The sequence below is a fragment of the Paractinoplanes ovalisporus genome, from assembly GCF_016834655.1.
Lineage (GTDB): Bacteria > Actinomycetota > Actinomycetes > Mycobacteriales > Micromonosporaceae > Actinoplanes > Actinoplanes ovalisporus.
Window position 1 is genome coordinate 1 of record NZ_JAENHP010000048.1, and the last position, 17679, is coordinate 17679.

Annotated in this window: 21 protein-coding genes; 13 read left to right on the forward strand and 8 right to left on the reverse strand. The window is 68.1% G+C overall.

Translation table 11 applies throughout. The features are described 5' to 3' along the window. Positions 1-1673: 1673 nt before the first annotated feature. From JIG36_RS50995 to JIG36_RS51020, 6 genes are all read right to left on the reverse strand, one after another. Positions 1674-2603, reverse strand: a complete 930-nt coding sequence (locus JIG36_RS50995; protein ID WP_203384200.1) for a helix-turn-helix domain-containing protein — start codon at positions 2601-2603, stop codon at positions 1674-1676. A gap of 304 nt (positions 2604-2907) precedes the next feature. After that, complete coding sequence (locus JIG36_RS51000; RefSeq protein ID WP_203384201.1) at positions 2908-3363, reverse strand: hypothetical protein; 456 nt, start codon at positions 3361-3363, stop codon at positions 2908-2910. Between the two features lie 234 nt (positions 3364-3597). Beyond that, a complete protein-coding gene (locus tag JIG36_RS51005) occupies positions 3598-3876 on the reverse strand; it encodes a hypothetical protein (RefSeq protein ID WP_203384202.1) in 279 nt (92 codons plus the stop codon). Positions 3877-4452: 576 nt separating this feature from the next. Next, positions 4453-5082: a hypothetical protein gene (locus JIG36_RS51010; RefSeq protein WP_203384203.1), complete on the reverse strand. Its 630-nt coding sequence runs from the start codon at positions 5080-5082 to the stop codon at positions 4453-4455. A gap of 3 nt (positions 5083-5085) precedes the next feature. Then, positions 5086-6198: a hypothetical protein gene (locus JIG36_RS51015; RefSeq protein WP_203384204.1), complete on the reverse strand. Its 1113-nt coding sequence runs from the start codon at positions 6196-6198 to the stop codon at positions 5086-5088. An 87-nt stretch (positions 6199-6285) separates the two neighbouring features. After that, the gene (locus tag JIG36_RS51020; protein ID WP_203384205.1) at positions 6286-6471 is read right to left on the reverse strand and encodes a hypothetical protein; all 186 of its coding nucleotides are present in this window, start codon (positions 6469-6471) and stop codon (positions 6286-6288) included. A gap of 655 nt (positions 6472-7126) precedes the next feature. Here JIG36_RS51020 and JIG36_RS51025 point away from each other — a divergent pair. The 5 genes from JIG36_RS51025 (at position 7127) to JIG36_RS51045 (ending at position 12049) form a co-directional block, all read left to right on the forward strand. After that, complete coding sequence (locus JIG36_RS51025; RefSeq protein ID WP_203384206.1) at positions 7127-7810, forward strand: ParA family partition ATPase; 684 nt, start codon at positions 7127-7129, stop codon at positions 7808-7810. Positions 7811-7815: 5 nt separating this feature from the next. Continuing rightward, positions 7816-8892 carry a ParB/RepB/Spo0J family partition protein gene (locus JIG36_RS51030; RefSeq protein ID WP_203384207.1) on the forward strand — a complete coding sequence of 359 codons (1077 nt, stop codon included), beginning with the start codon at positions 7816-7818 and terminating at the stop codon, positions 8890-8892. 127 nt (positions 8893-9019) lie between these two features. After that, positions 9020-9232, forward strand: coding sequence for a hypothetical protein (locus tag JIG36_RS51035; RefSeq protein ID WP_203384208.1), 213 nt, complete (start codon positions 9020-9022; stop codon positions 9230-9232). 864 nt (positions 9233-10096) lie between these two features. Continuing rightward, positions 10097-10969 (forward strand): hypothetical protein, encoded by an 873-nt coding sequence (locus tag JIG36_RS51040; RefSeq protein ID WP_203384209.1) that lies wholly within the window; start codon positions 10097-10099, stop codon positions 10967-10969. An 879-nt stretch (positions 10970-11848) separates the two neighbouring features. Continuing rightward, positions 11849-12049, forward strand: a complete 201-nt coding sequence (locus JIG36_RS51045; RefSeq protein ID WP_203384210.1) for a hypothetical protein — start codon at positions 11849-11851, stop codon at positions 12047-12049. Positions 12050-12114: 65 nt separating this feature from the next. Here JIG36_RS51045 and JIG36_RS51050 read toward each other — a convergent pair whose 3' ends face one another. Both JIG36_RS51050 and JIG36_RS51055 read right to left on the reverse strand, forming a co-directional pair. Next, a complete protein-coding gene (locus tag JIG36_RS51050) occupies positions 12115-12369 on the reverse strand; it encodes a hypothetical protein (RefSeq protein WP_203384211.1) in 255 nt (84 codons plus the stop codon). A gap of 276 nt (positions 12370-12645) precedes the next feature. Next, positions 12646-12837, reverse strand: a complete 192-nt coding sequence (locus JIG36_RS51055; RefSeq protein ID WP_203384212.1) for a hypothetical protein — start codon at positions 12835-12837, stop codon at positions 12646-12648. Between the two features lie 44 nt (positions 12838-12881). Between JIG36_RS51055 and JIG36_RS51060 the strand changes: the two genes are divergently transcribed. From JIG36_RS51060 to JIG36_RS51095, 8 genes are all read left to right on the forward strand, one after another. After that, positions 12882-13169: a type II toxin-antitoxin system Phd/YefM family antitoxin gene (locus JIG36_RS51060; RefSeq protein ID WP_203384213.1), complete on the forward strand. Its 288-nt coding sequence runs from the start codon at positions 12882-12884 to the stop codon at positions 13167-13169. Next, entirely contained in the window at positions 13166-13447 is a 282-nt protein-coding gene (locus JIG36_RS51065) for a type II toxin-antitoxin system RelE family toxin (RefSeq protein ID WP_307873261.1), read from the forward strand. The genes JIG36_RS51060 and JIG36_RS51065 overlap by 4 nt, the downstream gene beginning before the upstream one ends. A gap of 266 nt (positions 13448-13713) precedes the next feature. Then, positions 13714-14367, forward strand: coding sequence for a hypothetical protein (locus JIG36_RS51070; RefSeq protein ID WP_203384214.1), 654 nt, complete (start codon positions 13714-13716; stop codon positions 14365-14367). Between the two features lie 538 nt (positions 14368-14905). Then, on the forward strand, positions 14906-15442 hold the full coding sequence (locus JIG36_RS51075) for a hypothetical protein (RefSeq protein ID WP_203384215.1): 537 nt from the start codon (positions 14906-14908) through the stop codon (positions 15440-15442). Positions 15443-15493: 51 nt separating this feature from the next. Beyond that, on the forward strand, positions 15494-15928 hold the full coding sequence (locus tag JIG36_RS51080) for a hypothetical protein (protein ID WP_203384216.1): 435 nt from the start codon (positions 15494-15496) through the stop codon (positions 15926-15928). Further along, positions 15909-16166, forward strand: a complete 258-nt coding sequence (locus JIG36_RS51085) for a hypothetical protein (protein ID WP_203384217.1) — start codon at positions 15909-15911, stop codon at positions 16164-16166. Before JIG36_RS51080 ends, JIG36_RS51085 begins: the two co-directional genes overlap by 20 nt. Next, positions 16156-16635 (forward strand): WDGH domain-containing protein, encoded by a 480-nt coding sequence (locus JIG36_RS51090; protein WP_203384218.1) that lies wholly within the window; start codon positions 16156-16158, stop codon positions 16633-16635. The genes JIG36_RS51085 and JIG36_RS51090 overlap by 11 nt, the downstream gene beginning before the upstream one ends. A 93-nt stretch (positions 16636-16728) precedes the next feature. Beyond that, complete coding sequence (locus JIG36_RS51095) at positions 16729-16974, forward strand: hypothetical protein (RefSeq protein ID WP_203384219.1); 246 nt, start codon at positions 16729-16731, stop codon at positions 16972-16974. Positions 16975-17679 lie beyond the last annotated feature (705 nt).

Genomic DNA, 17679 nt, shown 5'->3' on the forward strand with positions numbered 1-17679 from the left:
CGCCGCCCACCGCGAAGCGGGGCGGCGTCCCGCCGCCGCTCCGGCCTGCGGCCTACGCCACTGTCCCTCCGGGACAGACACCCTCGAAAACCGTTGCTGCGCAACGGATTCCGGGACATCGGGAAACTTCGTTCCCCGCTGCACGGCAACTGCGTTGCCAAAACCCGTTGTGCCGCAACGGTTTCCGGACTTCACGCCGTGAAAACCGTTGCGGCATAAGGGATTCAGCGACACGGCACCGCATCGACATAGGCCGCTTCTCGAAACCCGTTGCGGCATAAGGGATTCCCGGACCTGCGGCCCGGAAACCGTTGCGGCACAACGGAATCCGCCACGGCATCGACCGGCCTCACTCCCGGCGCCGAAACCAGCCGACCAGCGGCCCCGAGGCATCGACAGACCCCAGCGCCGAGGCGGTCGAGGCGGCCCCGAGAGGGCATCAGCGACCGGCGGCCCGTCGAGGCGGTCAAGGGCGGGGCAGGGACCGGGGTCGAGACTGCCCCGTCCGGCCGCTGTGCGGGCCGCTCCCGGTCGACCAGGGCCAACCGTAGGCACGGGTACCCCCGAGGCCCCGCAGGGCCGCACAGCGCCTCTGAGGCGGTCGGGCTGACCGGGACGGCCAGAACATCGGCCGCCGTCGAGCGAAACACCATCGTTCCCGATCTGTATTGCCTGGTCAGGGCTAGGCCGGCGGTCGAGGGTCGTCGATCGGAGGACTGCGGTCGGAAGCGGTCGAGCCGACCAGGGCGACCGAGGCGACCGGGGAGCACCGGCCTCGGGGCCGCCGCCGAGTGATCAGGATCGGACAGGCATGCCCCGTCCGCCCGGCGGTACGGCCCGTGGGAGCCCGAAATAGGCCGGATGCATACCCGAGGTACCCCCCGCCCTTCCCGGGCCGTCTCAGGGCCGCCGTGTACCCCGCCCGGCCGGTCCACCATCGGCCCTCGATGCGCTTTTCGCCTTTACTCGATCACCGTCCCGGCGGCCCGTCGCCTAGCTCGTCACTTCGCCCGTCCGGGTCGGGGTTGATCTTTTGAGGTTGGGAGGGCGTCAGCCATTCCCTTCCCCGCACCCCTCACCCCCGACCAACGGGAGGGGGTGAGGGTTTCCCCTCCCCCTTAAACCCCTGGCTCGTCACTTCCCCGCGTCTAAGTGACGAGCTAGCCGGTCCCTAGCTCGTCACTTCCCCGCACCTAACTGACGAGCTAGCCGCAATTTGCCACCGTTCCTAGCTCGTCACTTCCCCGCGTCTAACTGACGAGCTAGCCGGTCCCTAGCTCGTCACTTCCCCGCGTCTAACTGACGAGCTAGAACAGTGGCCGCCGACCGGCCCTAGCTCGTCATCAGGACGGCCTAAGCGACGAGCTAGCCGGGCAGCCGGTCGCTGGTCGCTAGCTCGTCACCAGAGCGACCGGCGTCGAGGGCGACCAGGGCGACCAGGGCGCATCAGTCTTTATCTGTATTGCCTGGTCAGGGCTAGGCCGGCGGTCGAGGTTCGTCGATCGCCGCCCCGGCCCGAAAGGCAAACCGCGCGATCAGGGCACGAGCTGGCCGCCGACCGGCCCTAGCTCGTCACCAGGACGGCCTAAGCGACGAGCTAGCCGCCGACCGGCCCTAGACGCGCCGATGCCCGGGGCCGCTGGTCGCGGTCCCGGGCATCGGGTGGAAATCAGCTAGGCCGGACGCTTCGCCCGGCCCGCTGGAAAGGGCAGAACGGTCCCGGCCGGTTCCGCCGTTGGGAGCGGCGTTCCAAGGTGCCGCGCGTTCGGCTTAGGCAGCGTGCATTTCGTGCAATGACCCGAACCGTCGTCGCTGAAATCGCACTGCGGCGGCCCGAGCTTCACGGCGGAAACGTCGGCCGCCGCCGTACCGGCCCGGTTCCGCCGGGCCAGCGTGAACCAATCGGCCTCCATACCGGCATTGCTGCCCGTCAGGAATCCGGGAGCCTTGACATACGCCCGGCCCGCCATATCCCGCAACGCTTCTCGTGCCTCACTGTCCGGGGCACCCCGCCGCACAGCTTCCGCCAGTGCCCGCCCAATGTGGGCGGCCGACCACATGCGCAACGTGTCTGCGTTGACCCGCGCCCGGATATCGCGGATATCCGTGACGAATGCGGCCGGTGCTAGCTCGTCGGCATCGACCGGCGGCGCATCGACCGCCCCCGCCTCAACCGCTCCGATGGTCGAGCGCTCCCCCGGGAAGCACAACGCCCGGTCATGGAATCCGTCGGCCCCCGGACTCTTGCACAGCTCAGGGAAACGGAACGTCGCCGCGTGATGCCGGTTCGCGTACAGCGGCGACCCGTCTTTCTTCTGGCCGACCGGTACGCGGACCTCGTACCCCTTATCTGCCAGCGCATCGAACTTGCGCCGGTTGTTCGACTTGTCACCGATGCCGAACAGTCGGGCGAACGTATCGGCCCCGCCGAAACACTCGCGTGTCTTAGGGTCGGCCCGCTGTGCAAGTTCCAACAGCACCGTGAACTCTTCCGGCGTGAGATCGGCCGAAGTGTCCGCATCGGACAACCCACGCCGCCGCCGGACAGCCGCCGTAATGCCCGGTCGGTGGTCGATCAACTCGTCTACGAACGGGGCCGCCATCACGCACCCCCGCCAACGAGCCGGATTCCGTGGAACGCTCGGGCGTGCGCCTGCCGCTCATGCCTGGCACAAATCGCCGTCCAGCCGGTCGCAAGTAGCCAGACCTTGACGGAAGCGTCAGAGCAGCTTTCCCGGTAGCCGCAGGGAAGGGGGGCGGTTTCGACCCACCGATGCCGCCCGGCCCCATGTCCGTGTCGATCCGAATGCTTGCCGTCGTGCCCCTCCGGCCGCCCGCAAATCACCGGCCGCCCGATCCCTCGATACGTGTGCATAGTCCCGGCGGTGCAAAGAGGACGCTTAGCCATCACGCCGCCCCCCGATCGTTTTCGGTCGCCGCCCGCCATGACTGATCGATCCGGGTCGCCTCGGCCGCCGCCTCGGCATCGGTCAACCGCCGGGAGCCGATCACGCGGCCGATGGCGTCGAGGACCGGCTTACCGGGGTAGGCGCGGCCCCGCTCGATGACGAGCTTTCCGGCCCGGTACATCTCGCGGACTTCATCGATGTACTCGTCTGCCGTGACGCCGTAGTCCCCGAGCACCTGTCGCGCATGGGCGAGCATGATTGCGCCGAGAGTCCGCGTCAGTTCGTAATCGGCGTCGGCCGGGTCGGACGTGGCGAACCGCGCCCATGTCCGATCAGGGTCGAGTGTGTACGGTTCCCCGTCGATCTCGATGCGCCAACGGCGGCCCGGTTCGACCGGGGCGACCCGTGCCCGATTGTGCGGGCACTTCACGGATGGCTTGCGGAAACCGCTCATCGGCCGACCCCCGCAACTTCACGCCGTGAAGTCCGCGCGATCGGTGCGCCGGTCCCGATAAACTGTTCACAAGACTTACTATGGTGATTCTGGCCGTCAAAGTGGCGGCAAAACGACGTCATGGAATAGGCTCCAAAATTGCAGCAGAAAATGCCTTGAAAATCCGGCCGGATGATCTGGGCTTTCTCGGCCCGGCGTTGGTAGCGCCGGGCCGAACCCTTTTCTGGGGCTACGTCATGCGGCCCGCCTCTTGTCTGTCTGGTCGGTCGACCAGCGAGAAGGCCGCACGTTCGGCCGCCGCGCGCTCTGCCCGTTCCACTTCGGAGATCCCTTCCCCTTAGTGCTGTCGAGCTGCCGCGCCAACGTCAACTCATCGGCCCCGGCCATCATCGCTAGCGCGTACCGGATCACGGCGGCGTCGCTCGTGTCCTCGGGAAGTCCAGCCCGCTTGCGGGCCAGCTCGATTAAGTCGCTGTCCAGCGTCACGCTCTTACGCACGTCACGTACGGCCATGTGGCTTCATCGCTCCCTATACCGGTGCACTATCGGTACAAGTAGATCAGGAAACACGTTCTGTCACACCCAACACGCCAGAACTTTCTGCCCGGAAATATTGGCGCTGTCTATGTAACCGTGCGTTGACCTAACGTGACCAGCGCGGCATCGTTCGGGATCTTTGTTGCCTGGTCAGGGCTACGCCGGCCGGACCACGATCGTCGATTTTTGCCCGTCACGTTCTGTGTACGCCGTCGCCCTGGTCGGCCAGCTCGACCGCGCGGCCGACCGGCGGCCGGAACGGCGATCGGCCGGTACCTCTCCCCCCGAGGCACCGGCCGATCGTGTGTCTGTTGTCGAGCCCCGGCAGGTGTGCCTAGGCGATTTCGGACGCCGTCGTGAGCACCCTTTACCCGCTCATATTCGGTACAGGTTTTGACCCGGCCCGACAACAGACCTCGTGAATGTATCCGTCCGGCCCGCTCAGACGCCCGTAGCGGCCCCGTACCGGCGTGTCCTAACCCGCCTATGCCCGGACACGGAACGGGCCGCCCTGGACGACCAGGGCGGCCCGCTCGATGTGCCGGTTACCGGCTACGGATGGAACGTCAGATTGGAGATTTCCCGGAACCGAACCTCTGCCCCGTACCGGTCGGACACCGCCGCCGAGAGGGCTTGCGCGACCGCGTGACGGGCACTGGCCGCCGCCGACTGTGCCCGGCCGACCGCGCCCCGTTCCCGCTCGACCCGTTCGGCCCGAACCGACCCGTACGCCTCGGCGATGCGCGCCCGGTTCGCCGCGTTCGGCCGCCCGCCCGACATCCATCGCTCAAACGTCCGGCGGGTGGGGTTGAGGCCCGCCCTGTCGGCCGCCGCCCGGCCCGCCCGTGTCCGCTCGATGGCGACCAACTGTGCGTGCCACCCTTTCGCCCCGTACGCCCGTTCGGCCCGCTCGATGCCCCGGCCCGCCTCGGCCACCCGGCCGACCGCCGCCCGGTACGCGGCAAGAGCCGTCAGGACCGGCCGCAGGTTCAGACCGTCGAGAGTGGTCGAGCGATTCGCCCGGGGGTTCCGCGTCCCCGCCCATTCGATGTCCGCCGTGATGCCCATCCGGGTCGGCGTCCCGCCGCCGTAGGTTTCCTCGGCCTCATCGAGCGAATCGACCAATTCGACCTCATCGCTTGCGTCGTATTCCGACGTTGTGCCGGTCTTGACCTTTCCCACGGCTTACTCGTCTCCCTTGACTTTGAACGTGCCCAACTTCGTACCGGTCGGATCGATCTGCAACGGCTTCCGGCCGCCGGGCCGTTCCTTAGTCGTGACGATAGGCAATGCCTCTGACGGAATCACCAACTCATCGACGCTGCGCATAGCGACCGGCGGAAATTCCGGGGCAACCGCCCGGCAATCGTCCTGCCAGCGCCACAACGTCACCGCGCCCTGATCCTGAATCGAGTAGCCCCAATCGGCCCGGTGAACCGGTGACTTCGGGTACGTCCGAGGCTGCCCGGGAGTGCTCTTGCCGGTCATCAGCGTGACCGCTTGCGAGAAAGCCACCTTGACCGCGTTGTATTCGTCGCTGTCCCGGCCGTGCCGCTCGATGGCCTCGGTACGGGCCGCGTTGACATGGGTCGCCCAATCGCGGAGCCGTACCGGGTCGCCGGTCCAACTGTCCACACACACCGCGTCGGGCCATCGGTTCGCCTCGGCCAATTCGACCAGCAGCGAGAACCGGGGCCACGTGACCCACACTTCCGATTCGCCCTCGACCACGTGACCCAACGGGTTAGGCCCGTCGCCGTTCCACGGGTAGACGGCAACCTTGTAGATCCCCGGCCGCCGATGGTCGCCCGGCCCGGTGTGCTCTAGCTTGCCGTGCGCAACGTCCACAGACGACGCCGCAGAGATCCATGCGCCGGACCGGTCGAGCGTGACCGTTGCCCCGGCGTACTCACGCGACCAGGACCAGCCGGACGACGATCGCACCAACTCCATAGCGCCCGGCAGGGTCGGCCGCCAGTAGGGCGGATTCATCGCCGTACGACCCTTAATCGTTGACCGGCGCTTAGGGGCGAACCGCTTTTCGAGATCGGCCAGGAACCGCAACGTTTCCGGCCCGGCCTCGGCCGCCTCGGCGTCGCCCTGGTCGCCCTGGTCGCCCTGGTCGCCCTCGACCGGCCCGGCGTCGCCCTGGTCGCCCTCGACCGGCCCGGCCGCTTGCTTCCGTTCCCAGCAACCGAAATGCCCCGGCACGCCGTCAACCCGTACCCGCGTGGAAATGCCGGTCACGTGATTGCAGTCAAATTCGCACGGTGCCTCGGCGCTGTAATCCACGGTCACCGTTGGCCGCTTAGCCTCTGTCATACTGGACTCTCCTCATTGGTAGGGACCGGCCTCACGGGCGCAATCCGTGGGGCCGGTTGCGTTTCAGGGGGTTTCTTCCGGCGCTTCAATCCATGCGTCTGCGTCCGACTCCAATAGCTGCGTACGTAGCCGCGTGACGATCCGAACTCGACCGTCCGCCATGCGGTCGGCATCAAAGAGAACGAAACCCGCGCCCGGCAACGAATCGCCTTCTTTAACGTCGATCGCCTTGACCCGTTTCAGGCTCACCGCGTACCCCTTCCGAACTTCACGCCGTGAAGTTCACGGCCGGTCTGTCTGCTCAGGACGTACGGCACGGTTCGCCCGCTCCGCCTCGATAACGTCCAATCCACGGGCGACAATCAACGTCAGGGCCGCCGCTTCGCTCGCCGCTAGCCCCTCATCGCGGAGATCGTCAACGGCCGATTGCAGACGCTCACCGATCTTCCCGACCGGTTGCATCGTCCACCTCTTAGCACTCATGCCGCTACCCTCTCTCATGTCGCACGCTGAAACAAGCTGCGACACACCGTAACATCATCCCATCCCGTGAAATTCGCGCCGTGAAATTCGGCACGCCGGATTCCCGGCGCCGCATCGGCCACCGTCACGGCCTGCGCTCATTCACCCGACCCGTCCGCGCTCGCGTGCGTCGATACGTGACCCCCGTGCCGGCACGGCCTTGACCTGCGGTTTTGCACATCGGACCGATTCGGAAAGGTTCCCGTACAGATCGACCGCGCCCGATCGGCGGCGCGCGGCGTGAACTTCACGGCGTGAAGATTTCAGCCCGACACGCCGTGATGTCGTGACTTGCGTGTCCGGCCCGGCTCGACTACTCCTGTCCTGGCACCGCTACGAAGTAGGCCCCGCCGGGGCCGAAAGCATACGGAGAGGTAATGCAGTGACACAGTTGCACCTTTGGGCGAACCGGAAGGGTGGCGTCGGTAAGACGACGCTAGGCGTGAATGTCGCCGCTCAGACGAACCGGTCGATCCTCGGAATCCCCGGCACCCCGGCCGCCCGGCTCGACCGCTCCCCGGCCGTCCTGGTCGCGTCGATCGACAAGCAGCACAGCGTCGGTTTCTGGGTTCGCCAGATCGAAGGACGTGGCGCGGAAACGCCGTTCGACTACGCCGCCATTGACGACGCCGGACAGCTCCCGGCCCTGCGGACGTTCGGCCATGACCACGCATTCATTGACAGTGCGGGCAACCTGGAAGAACCGCTCTTGCATGCGGCTCTTGAAGAGTGCGACGACGTTTTGATCCCGATGGATTGCACCGCGCTTTCCATCGAGCCGACGATTGACACGGTGGAGATCGTCAAGGCGGCCGGAAAGCCGTTCGTGATCATCCTGAACAACTGGACGCCCGGCGACCCGTCCGAGGCCCGTTACTTCGCTGACTTCGCCCGGGGGCAGGGGTGGCCGCTGTGCCCCGCCATGGTCCGGCACTACAAGTTGCACGCACGGGGAGCGCTGGAAGGCGTGACCGTTCTCGATTACAAGGAAAACCGCATCGCCCGGAATGCGGCGGCGGACATCACCAACCTTTGTCAGTCTCTCGGCTACGGAAAGGCCATCTGATCATCATGGGAATCGACCTCACCAAGCAGCTTGCTAACGCCGCCGCTAACCGTCGCGGGAACGCCGCCCCGCCCGACCAGGGCGACGCCGCCCCGGCCGCCTCGACCCCGGCCAAGACTTCACGCCGTGAAGTTCCGGCCGCCCCGTCCGGCGTCCCGTTCGCCGTGCCGGTCGAAGAGATCGCGTTCAACCCGTTCAACCGTCGCGTGATCGACCTGGACGACGCCGACCAGGCACGCGAGATCAAAGAACTCGCCGCGTCGCTCAAGAAGGGGCAGATCTCCCCGATCGCCGTGATCAGCCGGGCCGCGTGGGACGCCGAGTACGGCACGGAGCACGCCGACAAGATCGGGGCCGCTAAGTACGTTCAGATCCCCGGCGGACGCCGCCTCACGGCGGCCCGGGAGCACGGCGTCAAGACCCTGGAAATCGTCGTGAAGGACAACATGGCGGCCCGGGAAACCATGCTCGCCTTCACGGCCATCGAGAACTTGCAGCGCCTCGACCTCTCGCCGCTCGAAGAGGCCGAGCAGATCGAAGACCTGCGGCAAGCGGTCGGCGGGAAGTCCTCGACCGTGGCGAACCGGCTTTCCCGGCCCGCGTCCTACGTCAGTCAGCGCCTCGACCTGCTGCGCCTCTGCGCCGCCCTGCGCGACGAACTCCGGGCCGGAACGATGACCCTGGAAGACGCCCGGAACCTCATCGTGAAGATCAAGGCGCGCATCGCCGAGACGACCGGCGTCAAGCGGCCCGAACCGGGCGTGACGATCCCCGACGCCGAACAGATCGAACTCTGGGAGCAGTACAAGCGCGACCGTGACGGCGTGACCGACGACGCCCCCGAGGCCGACGACGCCCCCGCCCCGGCCGAGGCCGACGACGCCCCCGAGGCCGACGACGCCCCCGAGGCGGCCGAACAGACGGCGGCCGAACGGCTCCTGGACGTACTGGCAAAGCAGGACGACGCCACGATCATCGAGGCCCTGCGACTGCGGTTCGGCAGCGACGCCGCGCGGGCCGCTATCGCCGCCGCCCTGGTCGCCGCCGACCAGGACGACGCCGAGGCCGACACCGCCGAGTAATCCGCACCGCCCCCGGGGCCGGGCCGATCATCGGCCCGGCCCCGCCTCTTGCGAAAGGTCACCAGCAATGCCAGAAAAAGGCCCCATCCGCGACATCGGCGTCCGTGTGCGTGGAGCGGATTACTCGATGGGACGGCTCGCCGTGCGCCTCCCGGACGGAACGATCTTCTTCCCGTCCAACTACCAAATCCTTTTCGGTGAGCTACCGACCGTCGTCCTCGACTGCACGACGCCCGATCAGCGCGACCTTGACGAGTGGTACGACGAACCCGAACCGGCCTCGACCGGCCGGGCCGCCGCTCGTGCCGCCGCCGCGCAAGTAGCGGCCGACCACACCTAGCACCAACACGCACCGCCCTACCGGGGCCGGACCGATGATCGGTCCGGCCCCGGCCCGTTTGTCCCGCTAGCCTGATCCTGTTACGCCCCAACGGATCAGAGAGACAGGCATGGCCGACGAATCGGGCCGCGAAATCGAGCGGGAACACACGGCATGGCTTAAGGCCCTCGACCGGCTTGCCGCCGATTGGGAACGGAAGCACCCCGCCCCGCCCCCGGCCGCCCCGCCCCGCCGAACCGGCACGGGCCGCGTGCAACGTCACGCCGCCGCCTAACCCTCGACCGCCTCGACCGGACCGGCCGCCCGGCCCGCTGTGCGGGCCGCTCCCGGCCGAACGGGGCCGACCCTAGACACGGGTACCCCCGGGCCGCCTCGACCGCTCTACGGCCCGCACAGCGGCCCCGCCTCGACCGGCCGCCGGTCGCCTCGACCCGCCCCGCCTCGACCGGCCGCCCGGCCCGCTGTGCGGCCCGCTCGCGGCCGAACGGGGCCGACCCCGGACGCCGGTAGCCCCAGCCCGCCCTGGTCGCCCTGCGGCCCGCACAGCGGCCCGCCCTCGACCGGCCGCCGGTCGCCCTGGTCGAGCTGCCCGACCAGGGCGCGATTTTCACTCTGCGTGCCCGCCGGCCTTTTGGGCGCCGGAAGCGTTTTCCCTGGTCACAGCCTCGGAGACGATCGTCTGTGTCACCGGAAGTCACATAGACACGGGCAAACCCGACCGAACCGGCCTCGACCGGCCGGGCCGCCTCGGAACCGTTCGGGTGAACCGGGCCGACCGGCCGCCCCAGCGGCCCGGAACTGTCGGCCCCCGGTGCCAGACTTCCCCGGAAACCCTTATCCCCCAACGGAATCGGAGCCGAACCGGTGAGCAAACTACAGGACGCCCGCGACCTTGCCGCCGTCACTGCCGACATGATTTGCCTTACAGGGCAACGGTATTGGCTCGGAACGCGCACGCTCCCCGATGGACAGCTAGAGGCCGACTACGCGGACGGGACGACCGCCCGGGGGTCGAAAGAAATCCTGGCTCATGCCCGGGAAGCGCTCATCAGGGCCGAACGGGCGGCCGACCCCCGCACCCTGGACGCTGATGGATTCGTGATGCACGGGGAACCGGGGCCGCTCGGTTTGCGGCCTAGCTTCGGGGGTCTGTCCTCGGCCGTGGCCGACCAGGGCGGCCGGGTCGGCATCGTGACCGGCCTCGACACCGGCCCGGATGGTCGGCTCATGCTGCGTGTCGTCTGGCGTCCGTCCCTCGACCCTGCCGACCCCGTGCCGCTGGACGAACGGGACGCCGTTATCGCCGCTGTCGGGAATGGTGACATGGAACCGGAAACCGTTGCGGCGTATGGGATGCTGGCCCTCGACCTCGACGCCGACCCGCCGGAACTTCACGCCGTGAAGATCCCCACCCAATGCCGACACGTCCCCCTCGACGCCGAGAAAGCGGCAGGGGTGATTGCCGACCTAGGGCAACGGCTGACGCATTCCGGGGAAGCGATGCGGCACCTCACATGCTCCGAAGTGACACCGCTCGTTGAATTGCTCGTGCTGGCCGGGCAGCTCGACGCCGCGTGCGCGGTCATCGAGGGACACGCCGCCGCCGACGACGCCGAGTATTACGAGCATCACGACGTGTTCCTAGCCCCGCACAGCGACGGGAAAGCACGGGGCGACGCCGTATGCGGTCACCTCGACCGGGCGTATGCGTCTCTTGGCATCGAGCCGCCCGCGTAGGAATCCCTTATGCCCCAACGAATTTGACGCCTGCCGATTCGGCCGGCAGTTGACGAACGCCGTTTGACCGGCCGTCCCGGCAACACTGCCCGGACGGCCGATCCGTTACACAGCAACGTTTTCCGCCTCAACCCGTTGCCATTGATGAATGCCTAGCGGAAGGATGGCCGACATGGGTAGGGCCGCCGACAAGAAACTACGCCGCCGCCGTGAAGCGGCCCGCACACAACGCCGCGCGAACCGCAACGAGCAGGCAACGGCGGCCGACGCCGCCGACACCGCCGCCGCAACCCTCGCCGCCCTGAAAACCGCCCGACCGGCCGACCGGAAAGCGGCCGAGGCAACGGCGGCCGAATGGCTGGGAACCGTTGCGGCACATAGGGAAACCGCGCTAGCCGCCGCCGGATTCATACACTCATACTCACGCATGACCGACGGCGTACGGCGTACCGACGGGCACGAACTATTCCCCCGCCTCGCCGCCCGGCACCGCGAATTCCTCGCCCTGGTCACCACCACGCCGCAACCACTGTGCGAGCACCTGAACGCCTCGCCACAACCCGTAGCCGTGGCCTGCGTGATGTGCCCGACCGCCGGAATCACTTGCCTCGACTGCCTACGGGACCACGGTTCCACCGCTCACGAACCGGCCGATGAGTACCGCTGTGACCAATGCGGACAACCCGACATGCGCGGCCTACACACCGTCCGACCCGACCCCGTGACCGGCGTCCCCGTCCAACGAACCGGCGACGACCACTCCCGGCTATACCCCGGTGCCGTCCTACTGTCCGGGTTCGGGATCTGTACCCGATGCAAGACAGCCGCCGGAAAGGCCCGCGCCCGGGGAACGGTTGCGCCGCAACGGAAAGGGACAACATGACCGAGCACCGCTACGCACTGTCCGAAAGGGTCACGCTCGCATTCCACGCGGCCCCGGGCGACGTGCCGGACGTATGGGTCATCGAGCAGCCGGGGCCGGACGGGGCCGGGGGACAGGTACGGCTCACCCCTGACGAATGGCGGCACCTGGTCGAGCGAATCCCGCACATCCGGGCACTGGCCGAACGGGTGCCCTAGAGCAGACAGCAAGCGGCCCCGGAAACTTCACGCCGTGAAGATCCCGGGGCCGCTGTGCGCCCGCCCTAGTAGTACCGGGGCCGCTTGTGCTCGCCGTCGCCCCGGCCGCCGCCGGTCAACGTCACGTCGCCGTCCTCGTCGATGTCCACATCCGGCCCGTCGTCATCGAGGCCGGTCGCCTTGGCGACCGTACGGGGGAGCGCAAGCCCTTCCCGCACAAGGAAATCCGCCGCGTGCTTCCCCCGGAGGATCACCTCCCGATTGTCGGGCATCCGGACGATCACCGGTTCCGCGTCGGCCCCGTTCTTGAGTGCCAGCAACCGCGCTAGCTCCCTCTCTTCCGTTTCGCTCAGGTGAGCCATCGGTGTTCCACTACCTTTCGTGCGTGTATGTCGACACTGATCACGGTAAGGCCGGACTTAACTGACGGCCGATATAACGCGCTGTGCGATCGGCGAATCGTGATTTGACGCGCCGCCGGTCCGGCGTTCTCGCCGCTGACCTGGGGAAACGCCCCGGCCGCGGCCCCGGCGCCGGAACTCGAGATCGCCCGAACGGGTGAGGCCGGCGGGGGCACCCTTCCGGGTGAATCCCCGTCACGGCCCGTGATCGCCGTCGCCGTGGTCGGCCTGGTCGCCCTCGACCGCCTCGACCCGCCCCGCCTCGACCGGCCGCCCGGCCCGCTGTGCGGCCCGCTCCCGGCCGAACGGGGCCGACCCCGGACGCCGATACCCCCGGGCCGCCTCGACCGCTCTACGGCCCGCACAGCGGCCCGCGACCGGCCGCACCCAATGCCTCGCATCACATCGAGAGATTGGCTAGAATTATGGCTATGACTGTTCTACCGCTTGCCGAGGCGCGGAACCGGCTATCCGCCCTGATCGATGATGTGGTGCGTACGCACGATGCCTTGACGATCACCCGCAACGGCGTACCGGCCGCCGTCGTGCTCGCCGCCGACGACTACGAATCCATCATGGAAACCCTGTCACTGATCAGTGACCCGATCGCCCTGGCGCGCATTGCCGAATCGGAGTCGGCCGCCGCCTCGGGGGACGTGACCACCCTTGAAGAAATGGAAGCCATTATGGCTAGGCGGTTCGGCCGGTCGGCCGCGTGACCGATGACGATCGGTACCGGGTAACCATCGGTCGAGCTGCCCGCCGGGCATTGTCCGAAGAGTTGCCGGAAGCCGTTGCCGTTGCTGCGTTTGAACTGATTCACGGTGCTCTGCGAGAAAACCCGAGACGGGTCGGTAAGCCGCTCCGGGCGTTGCTCGCCGGTCAGTGGGTTGCCCGTAAATCCACGTACCGGATCACCTACAGGATCGACGACAAAACGCACACGGTGCATGTGATCGACATTGACGGCCGGGCCGACATCTACCGGCCGCACTAGGACCCGAAAAGTAGTGCGGGCCGCCCGCGCATTCGATTTGAACCCCGATGCGCGATGCGGCCCGGCTACTCCATGACCCAACCACGGAGCAACCATATTGTGACAGCAGCACACAGCGGACTAGCCGCAGGGGGCAGTAAATAGCCCCGGCCGATTTCACGGCGTGAACTTCCGCCTCATTTCAACGCGCAAAAAGAATCGCTCCGCTCGGCTCGATTGAACCCCGGCCGAACAGAACGAACCGAAACCCAATTCGGAGAATAACCATGCTCGCTTTTCTCATCATCATGTCCGCCGCCGCAATTCATTGCCTCGACCTCGGCAATATCGGATCACGTGGCCGATTCATTCTCGGGACGACCGTATTCGGGATCTTCATCGCCGTCGCGCAATACCTGATTTTCCGCGACGCAGACGGATTGGTCGGCATCGCCGCCGCCGTCGCCCTGGTCGCCGGAATCCGCCGGTCCGTTCGGTGGCTGGCCGACGAGGGGGGAGCGGTCATCCTGGCGGAGTGGTGGCGCTGGACGGCGGCCCCCTGGTGCGTGGACACCCTGCTCGGTTGCGTGGCCGCCGTGGGATCGATCCTCTCCCCTGCCCGGGAAACGCACGAGGCGGCCCCGGTCACCGCTCCGGCGCTGGTCTCAGAGACCGGTGAGACAGCTCCCGTGAGACTCCCGAACGGGGACCGCTGGGGCATGCTGACACCGGCCCTGCGGGCCGCTGAGACTGCCTCTGACACCGCCCATGAGACCGCCCCCGTGACCTTCTCGGACTGGCTACCGACATCGATCCGGCCGGGGGTCGGCTTCAACGCCGCCGCCCGGGAAGCCCTCGACCGCTGGGGCATCAGCCGGGCCACGTACGCCCGGCGTCTCGCCGAGTACCGGCAGGGACTCGACCAGGCCGCCGCCGCCTAATTCAACGCACCCTTTTCGGTCCCTTTTCTGGCCCTTTTAATGCGGCCCCCGTTCTGTGCATGCTTTCGATGCATGCATGCGAGAACGGGGGCCGCATGCATGCGGGAGCGCTTAGATTCATCGGGAAAGGGCCGGGGGTCGGCCGCATGCATGCAAACCGGGGCCGCATGCCGACGCCCGGCCGGTTTACGGGGGGAATTAAATGGCCGCTACCTCGACCGCTGCGCGGTACCTATTACCGCCCTGCGGTCATGGCTTTATGTCGCCCGCCGCAGACAGCTCGACCGTCCGGTGCAAGACCTGCGGCGTGGCCGCCCGCGTCGGCCCCAGCGCCCGCCGGGGAGCCGCCGCCGGGCCGCCGGTCGCGCCGCCGCCTCGGGCCGCTCCCCGGTTCGCGCCGCCTCGACCGGCCGCCGCAACGACCGGGAGCCGGAAGGGTTACCCGCCGGCACGCGAGGTTCACCCGAACGGGGCCGGATTCTTCGGGGCCGCCGCGCAGCTCCCGGCCGCCGCGCCGACCCCGGCCGACCGGCTCCCGATGCTGTCGGCCGCCGAACGGGCCGCCGCTATCCGCGCGTCGATCCGTGCCCGAACGTCGGCCGCTCTCGATGACGGCGACGACCAGGACGACGCCGAACCGCTCGACCAGGACGACCAGGACGACGCCGACCAGGACGACGACCCCGGTCCCTCGACCGCCCGCGCCCTGCGCGATTTGGCCCGGCAATTCCTGGACTCCCGAACGCCTCGACCGGCCCGCAATTCGTCGCCCCGCCCCGTCGCGGCCCCGGACAATTCCGGCCCGCCCGCGCCGAAATCATCGGGCAGTGTGCCTATTGCCCGGCTGATTCAAGCGCTCGGATTTTCATTCTCGGATCATCGCCGCAGGGTTCCCGGTGCCTGCCCGATTCTTGTCGGGGGCAGGGAATGCCCGAGCCTCGGAGTAATCGTGGAAATTTCCTGGTCTAATCCGGCGGTAAAGGGCACGGTTCCCGCGTGCGTGAATTGCGCGCATTCAATCCGCCAAGCATCGAGTAGGGAAGGGGAAGAACTGCCAGATATTCGGTACGCCTAGCCCCGCCGTTTCTTCACGCCGTGAAGTTCGCTACCCCTTGAAAGGTCAGAGATGACACAACCTGTTGACCCGCTACGCGACCCGATTCCCGGGCCGACCGGTTCGCCCGGCCCGATGAATCCGCGCGAGATCCCTTTTCAGGATCAGCTGAACGACGTTGGGGGGTGGCTCGACCCGCTTACCCCCGGGGACAACGCCCCCCTAGGTGACCGGCTGGCCCAACGGTTCGACGGCGACCCGAGCGACAATCACCAATCGTCCACCCGTCAGTACGGCAACCAAATATTTGAGTCGATCGCTGACGCCATCACGGAAGGACTCGGCCCGCTTGCCAGCGTTGCCAAACTGGCGGACAAGATTGCCGATCTCTGGATGCCAACCAACATCGTTCGATGCGTGTCCGGCATCCTCGGGGTCTTCTTCGTGGGATTCGCAATCTTCCTGCTCTTCAAGGAGATGAAGGCCAGTGACCTACGTCCCGCGTGAGCCGCTGTGCGAACACGCCCGCCTCGCCGCCCTACTGGCGTCCGGCTATGCCGCCGCCGCCCTGGTCGGCGGACTGTACGCCGCAAGCAAGGTGCGGCCCGGAAGCGTTGCGCTCAACCGCATGGTGTTACTCCTGATCGTCGGTGCCTGCCTCATGGTTTGGGGCTACCGGTCGCCTCGGGGAACCGGCCCGATGCTGCCCGAGGCGGCCGAGGAACGGGCCGACCATGACCAGTGACCCCGGAGGCCGGATCGGTTGGCCCGTAAGCCATCCCGCCGTTGCGGCAGCCCTCGACCGGCTCGCCGCCGCCCTGCGGGAGATCACCGCGTGTGATCCGTCGATGGCGGTCGAGCTGGGGCAGCTCGACCCGGCGGAAGCGCTCGACCAGGGCGACGCCTACGCCCGCCGGAACCGCGCCGTCCTGGTCGCCCTGGGAGCCGCCGTCGCCGCCGGTCTGTCGGCCGGTATCGGCGTTGATCCGGCGTACGGCACAGAGTGGCCGGTGGTCTATATCGACCTGCCGACCGGTCAAGTTTCCTGGCACGTGACCGCGTACGGGCCGACGTGGGACGGGCACACGACGACCGAGAAATACGCCCGCATCGCTGAATGGCTGGCCGACCCGCACGACCAGGGAGCATCGGTGCCCACCCTGGACGAACGGCGCGGCCGGTACCTGTCGGCCGTGCCGCCTCAGACGGTCTGAGAGGCCCGGGGGTGTCCTGGACTACCCCGGGCCGCTGGTCGGCCGTCCTGGTCGAGCTGGGGCCGCCCGGCGGCCCGGCGGTACGGTCGGCCGATGGTGCGATTGATCCGGCGGCCCGGCCGCAACGGCGGCCCGCCGACGTGGGCCGAGGACGCCCCGGGGGAGTGCCCCGCCGGTCACCCGGGGCCGGTCCCGACATGGGGCGCGGCGGACTGTTGCGGGGGGATGGGGAGGCAGTGGGTGTGCCGCGCGGCCGACTGCGGCCGGGTCATGCTCGACCCCGACCATGAGCACGCCCCGCCGCGCCCGCCGATCGACGACCCTCGACCGCCGGCCTAGCCCTGACCAGGCAATACAGACCGAGAACGATGCGGCACCGCTCGACGTACGCCGATGCCCCGGCCGCCCTAGTCGGCCCGGCCCGCTCAGACGCCCTGTGAGGCCCTGGACAGCCCCGGCCTTACTCGCCCCCTAGACACGCCGCTTATCGGCCGGGAGCGGCCCGCACAGCGGCCCCGCCGCTACCCTGGTCGGCGTAGGGGGTCCCCGGCCGACCCAAACCGCCGACCTCGGATATCGCCCGCCGTCAGCATCCGGCCCGCGACCGAGGGGGGCACGGCGGTCTATGCCCGCGCGGCCAACGGGGACCCCCGCCCTACCCGCGACGCCGCTCGATGCCTCGACCGCCTCGGCGCTGGGGTCTGTCGATGTCTCGGGGCCGCTGGTCGGCTGGTTTCGGCGCCGGGAGTGAGGCCGGTCGATGCCGTGGCGGATTCCGTTGTGCCGCAACGGTTTCCGGGCCGCAGGTCCGGGGATCTGTTACGCTGCAACGGTTTCCGGGTTGCGCGGAGCGCAATCCCTTATGCCGCAACGGTTTTCACGGCGTGAAGTTCTGAAAGCCTTACGCCGCAACGGTTTCCGGCAACGCAGTTGCCGTGCAGCGGGGAACGAAGTTTCCCGATGTCCCGGAATCCGTTGCGCAGCAACGGGTTTCGCGCTTGTCTGTCCCGGAGGGACAGTGGCGTAGGCCGCAGGCCGGAGCGG

Bases quoted from the DNA above. Each gene is read 5' to 3' on its own strand.
- JIG36_RS51080 (WP_203384216.1), top strand. From the start codon at position 15,494: ATGACACAACCTGTTGACCCGCTACGCGACCCGATTCCCGGGCCGACC.
- JIG36_RS51060 (WP_203384213.1), top strand. From the start codon at position 12,882: ATGACTGTTCTACCGCTTGCCGAGGCGCGGAACCGGCTATCCGCCCTG.
- JIG36_RS51005 (WP_203384202.1), bottom strand. From the start codon at position 3,876: ATGGCCGTACGTGACGTGCGTAAGAGCGTGACGCTGGACAGCGACTTA.
- JIG36_RS51030 (WP_203384207.1), top strand. From the start codon at position 7,816: ATGGGAATCGACCTCACCAAGCAGCTTGCTAACGCCGCCGCTAACCGT.
- JIG36_RS51045 (WP_203384210.1), top strand. From the start codon at position 11,849: ATGACCGAGCACCGCTACGCACTGTCCGAAAGGGTCACGCTCGCATTC.
- JIG36_RS51070 (WP_203384214.1), top strand. From the start codon at position 13,714: ATGCTCGCTTTTCTCATCATCATGTCCGCCGCCGCAATTCATTGCCTC.
- JIG36_RS51035 (WP_203384208.1), top strand. From the start codon at position 9,020: ATGGGACGGCTCGCCGTGCGCCTCCCGGACGGAACGATCTTCTTCCCG.
- JIG36_RS51095 (WP_203384219.1), top strand. From the start codon at position 16,729: ATGGTGCGATTGATCCGGCGGCCCGGCCGCAACGGCGGCCCGCCGACG.
- JIG36_RS51090 (WP_203384218.1), top strand. From the start codon at position 16,156: ATGACCAGTGACCCCGGAGGCCGGATCGGTTGGCCCGTAAGCCATCCC.
- JIG36_RS50995 (WP_203384200.1), bottom strand. From the start codon at position 2,603: ATGGCGGCCCCGTTCGTAGACGAGTTGATCGACCACCGACCGGGCATT.
- JIG36_RS51075 (WP_203384215.1), top strand. From the start codon at position 14,906: ATGCTGTCGGCCGCCGAACGGGCCGCCGCTATCCGCGCGTCGATCCGT.
- JIG36_RS51000 (WP_203384201.1), bottom strand. From the start codon at position 3,363: ATGAGCGGTTTCCGCAAGCCATCCGTGAAGTGCCCGCACAATCGGGCA.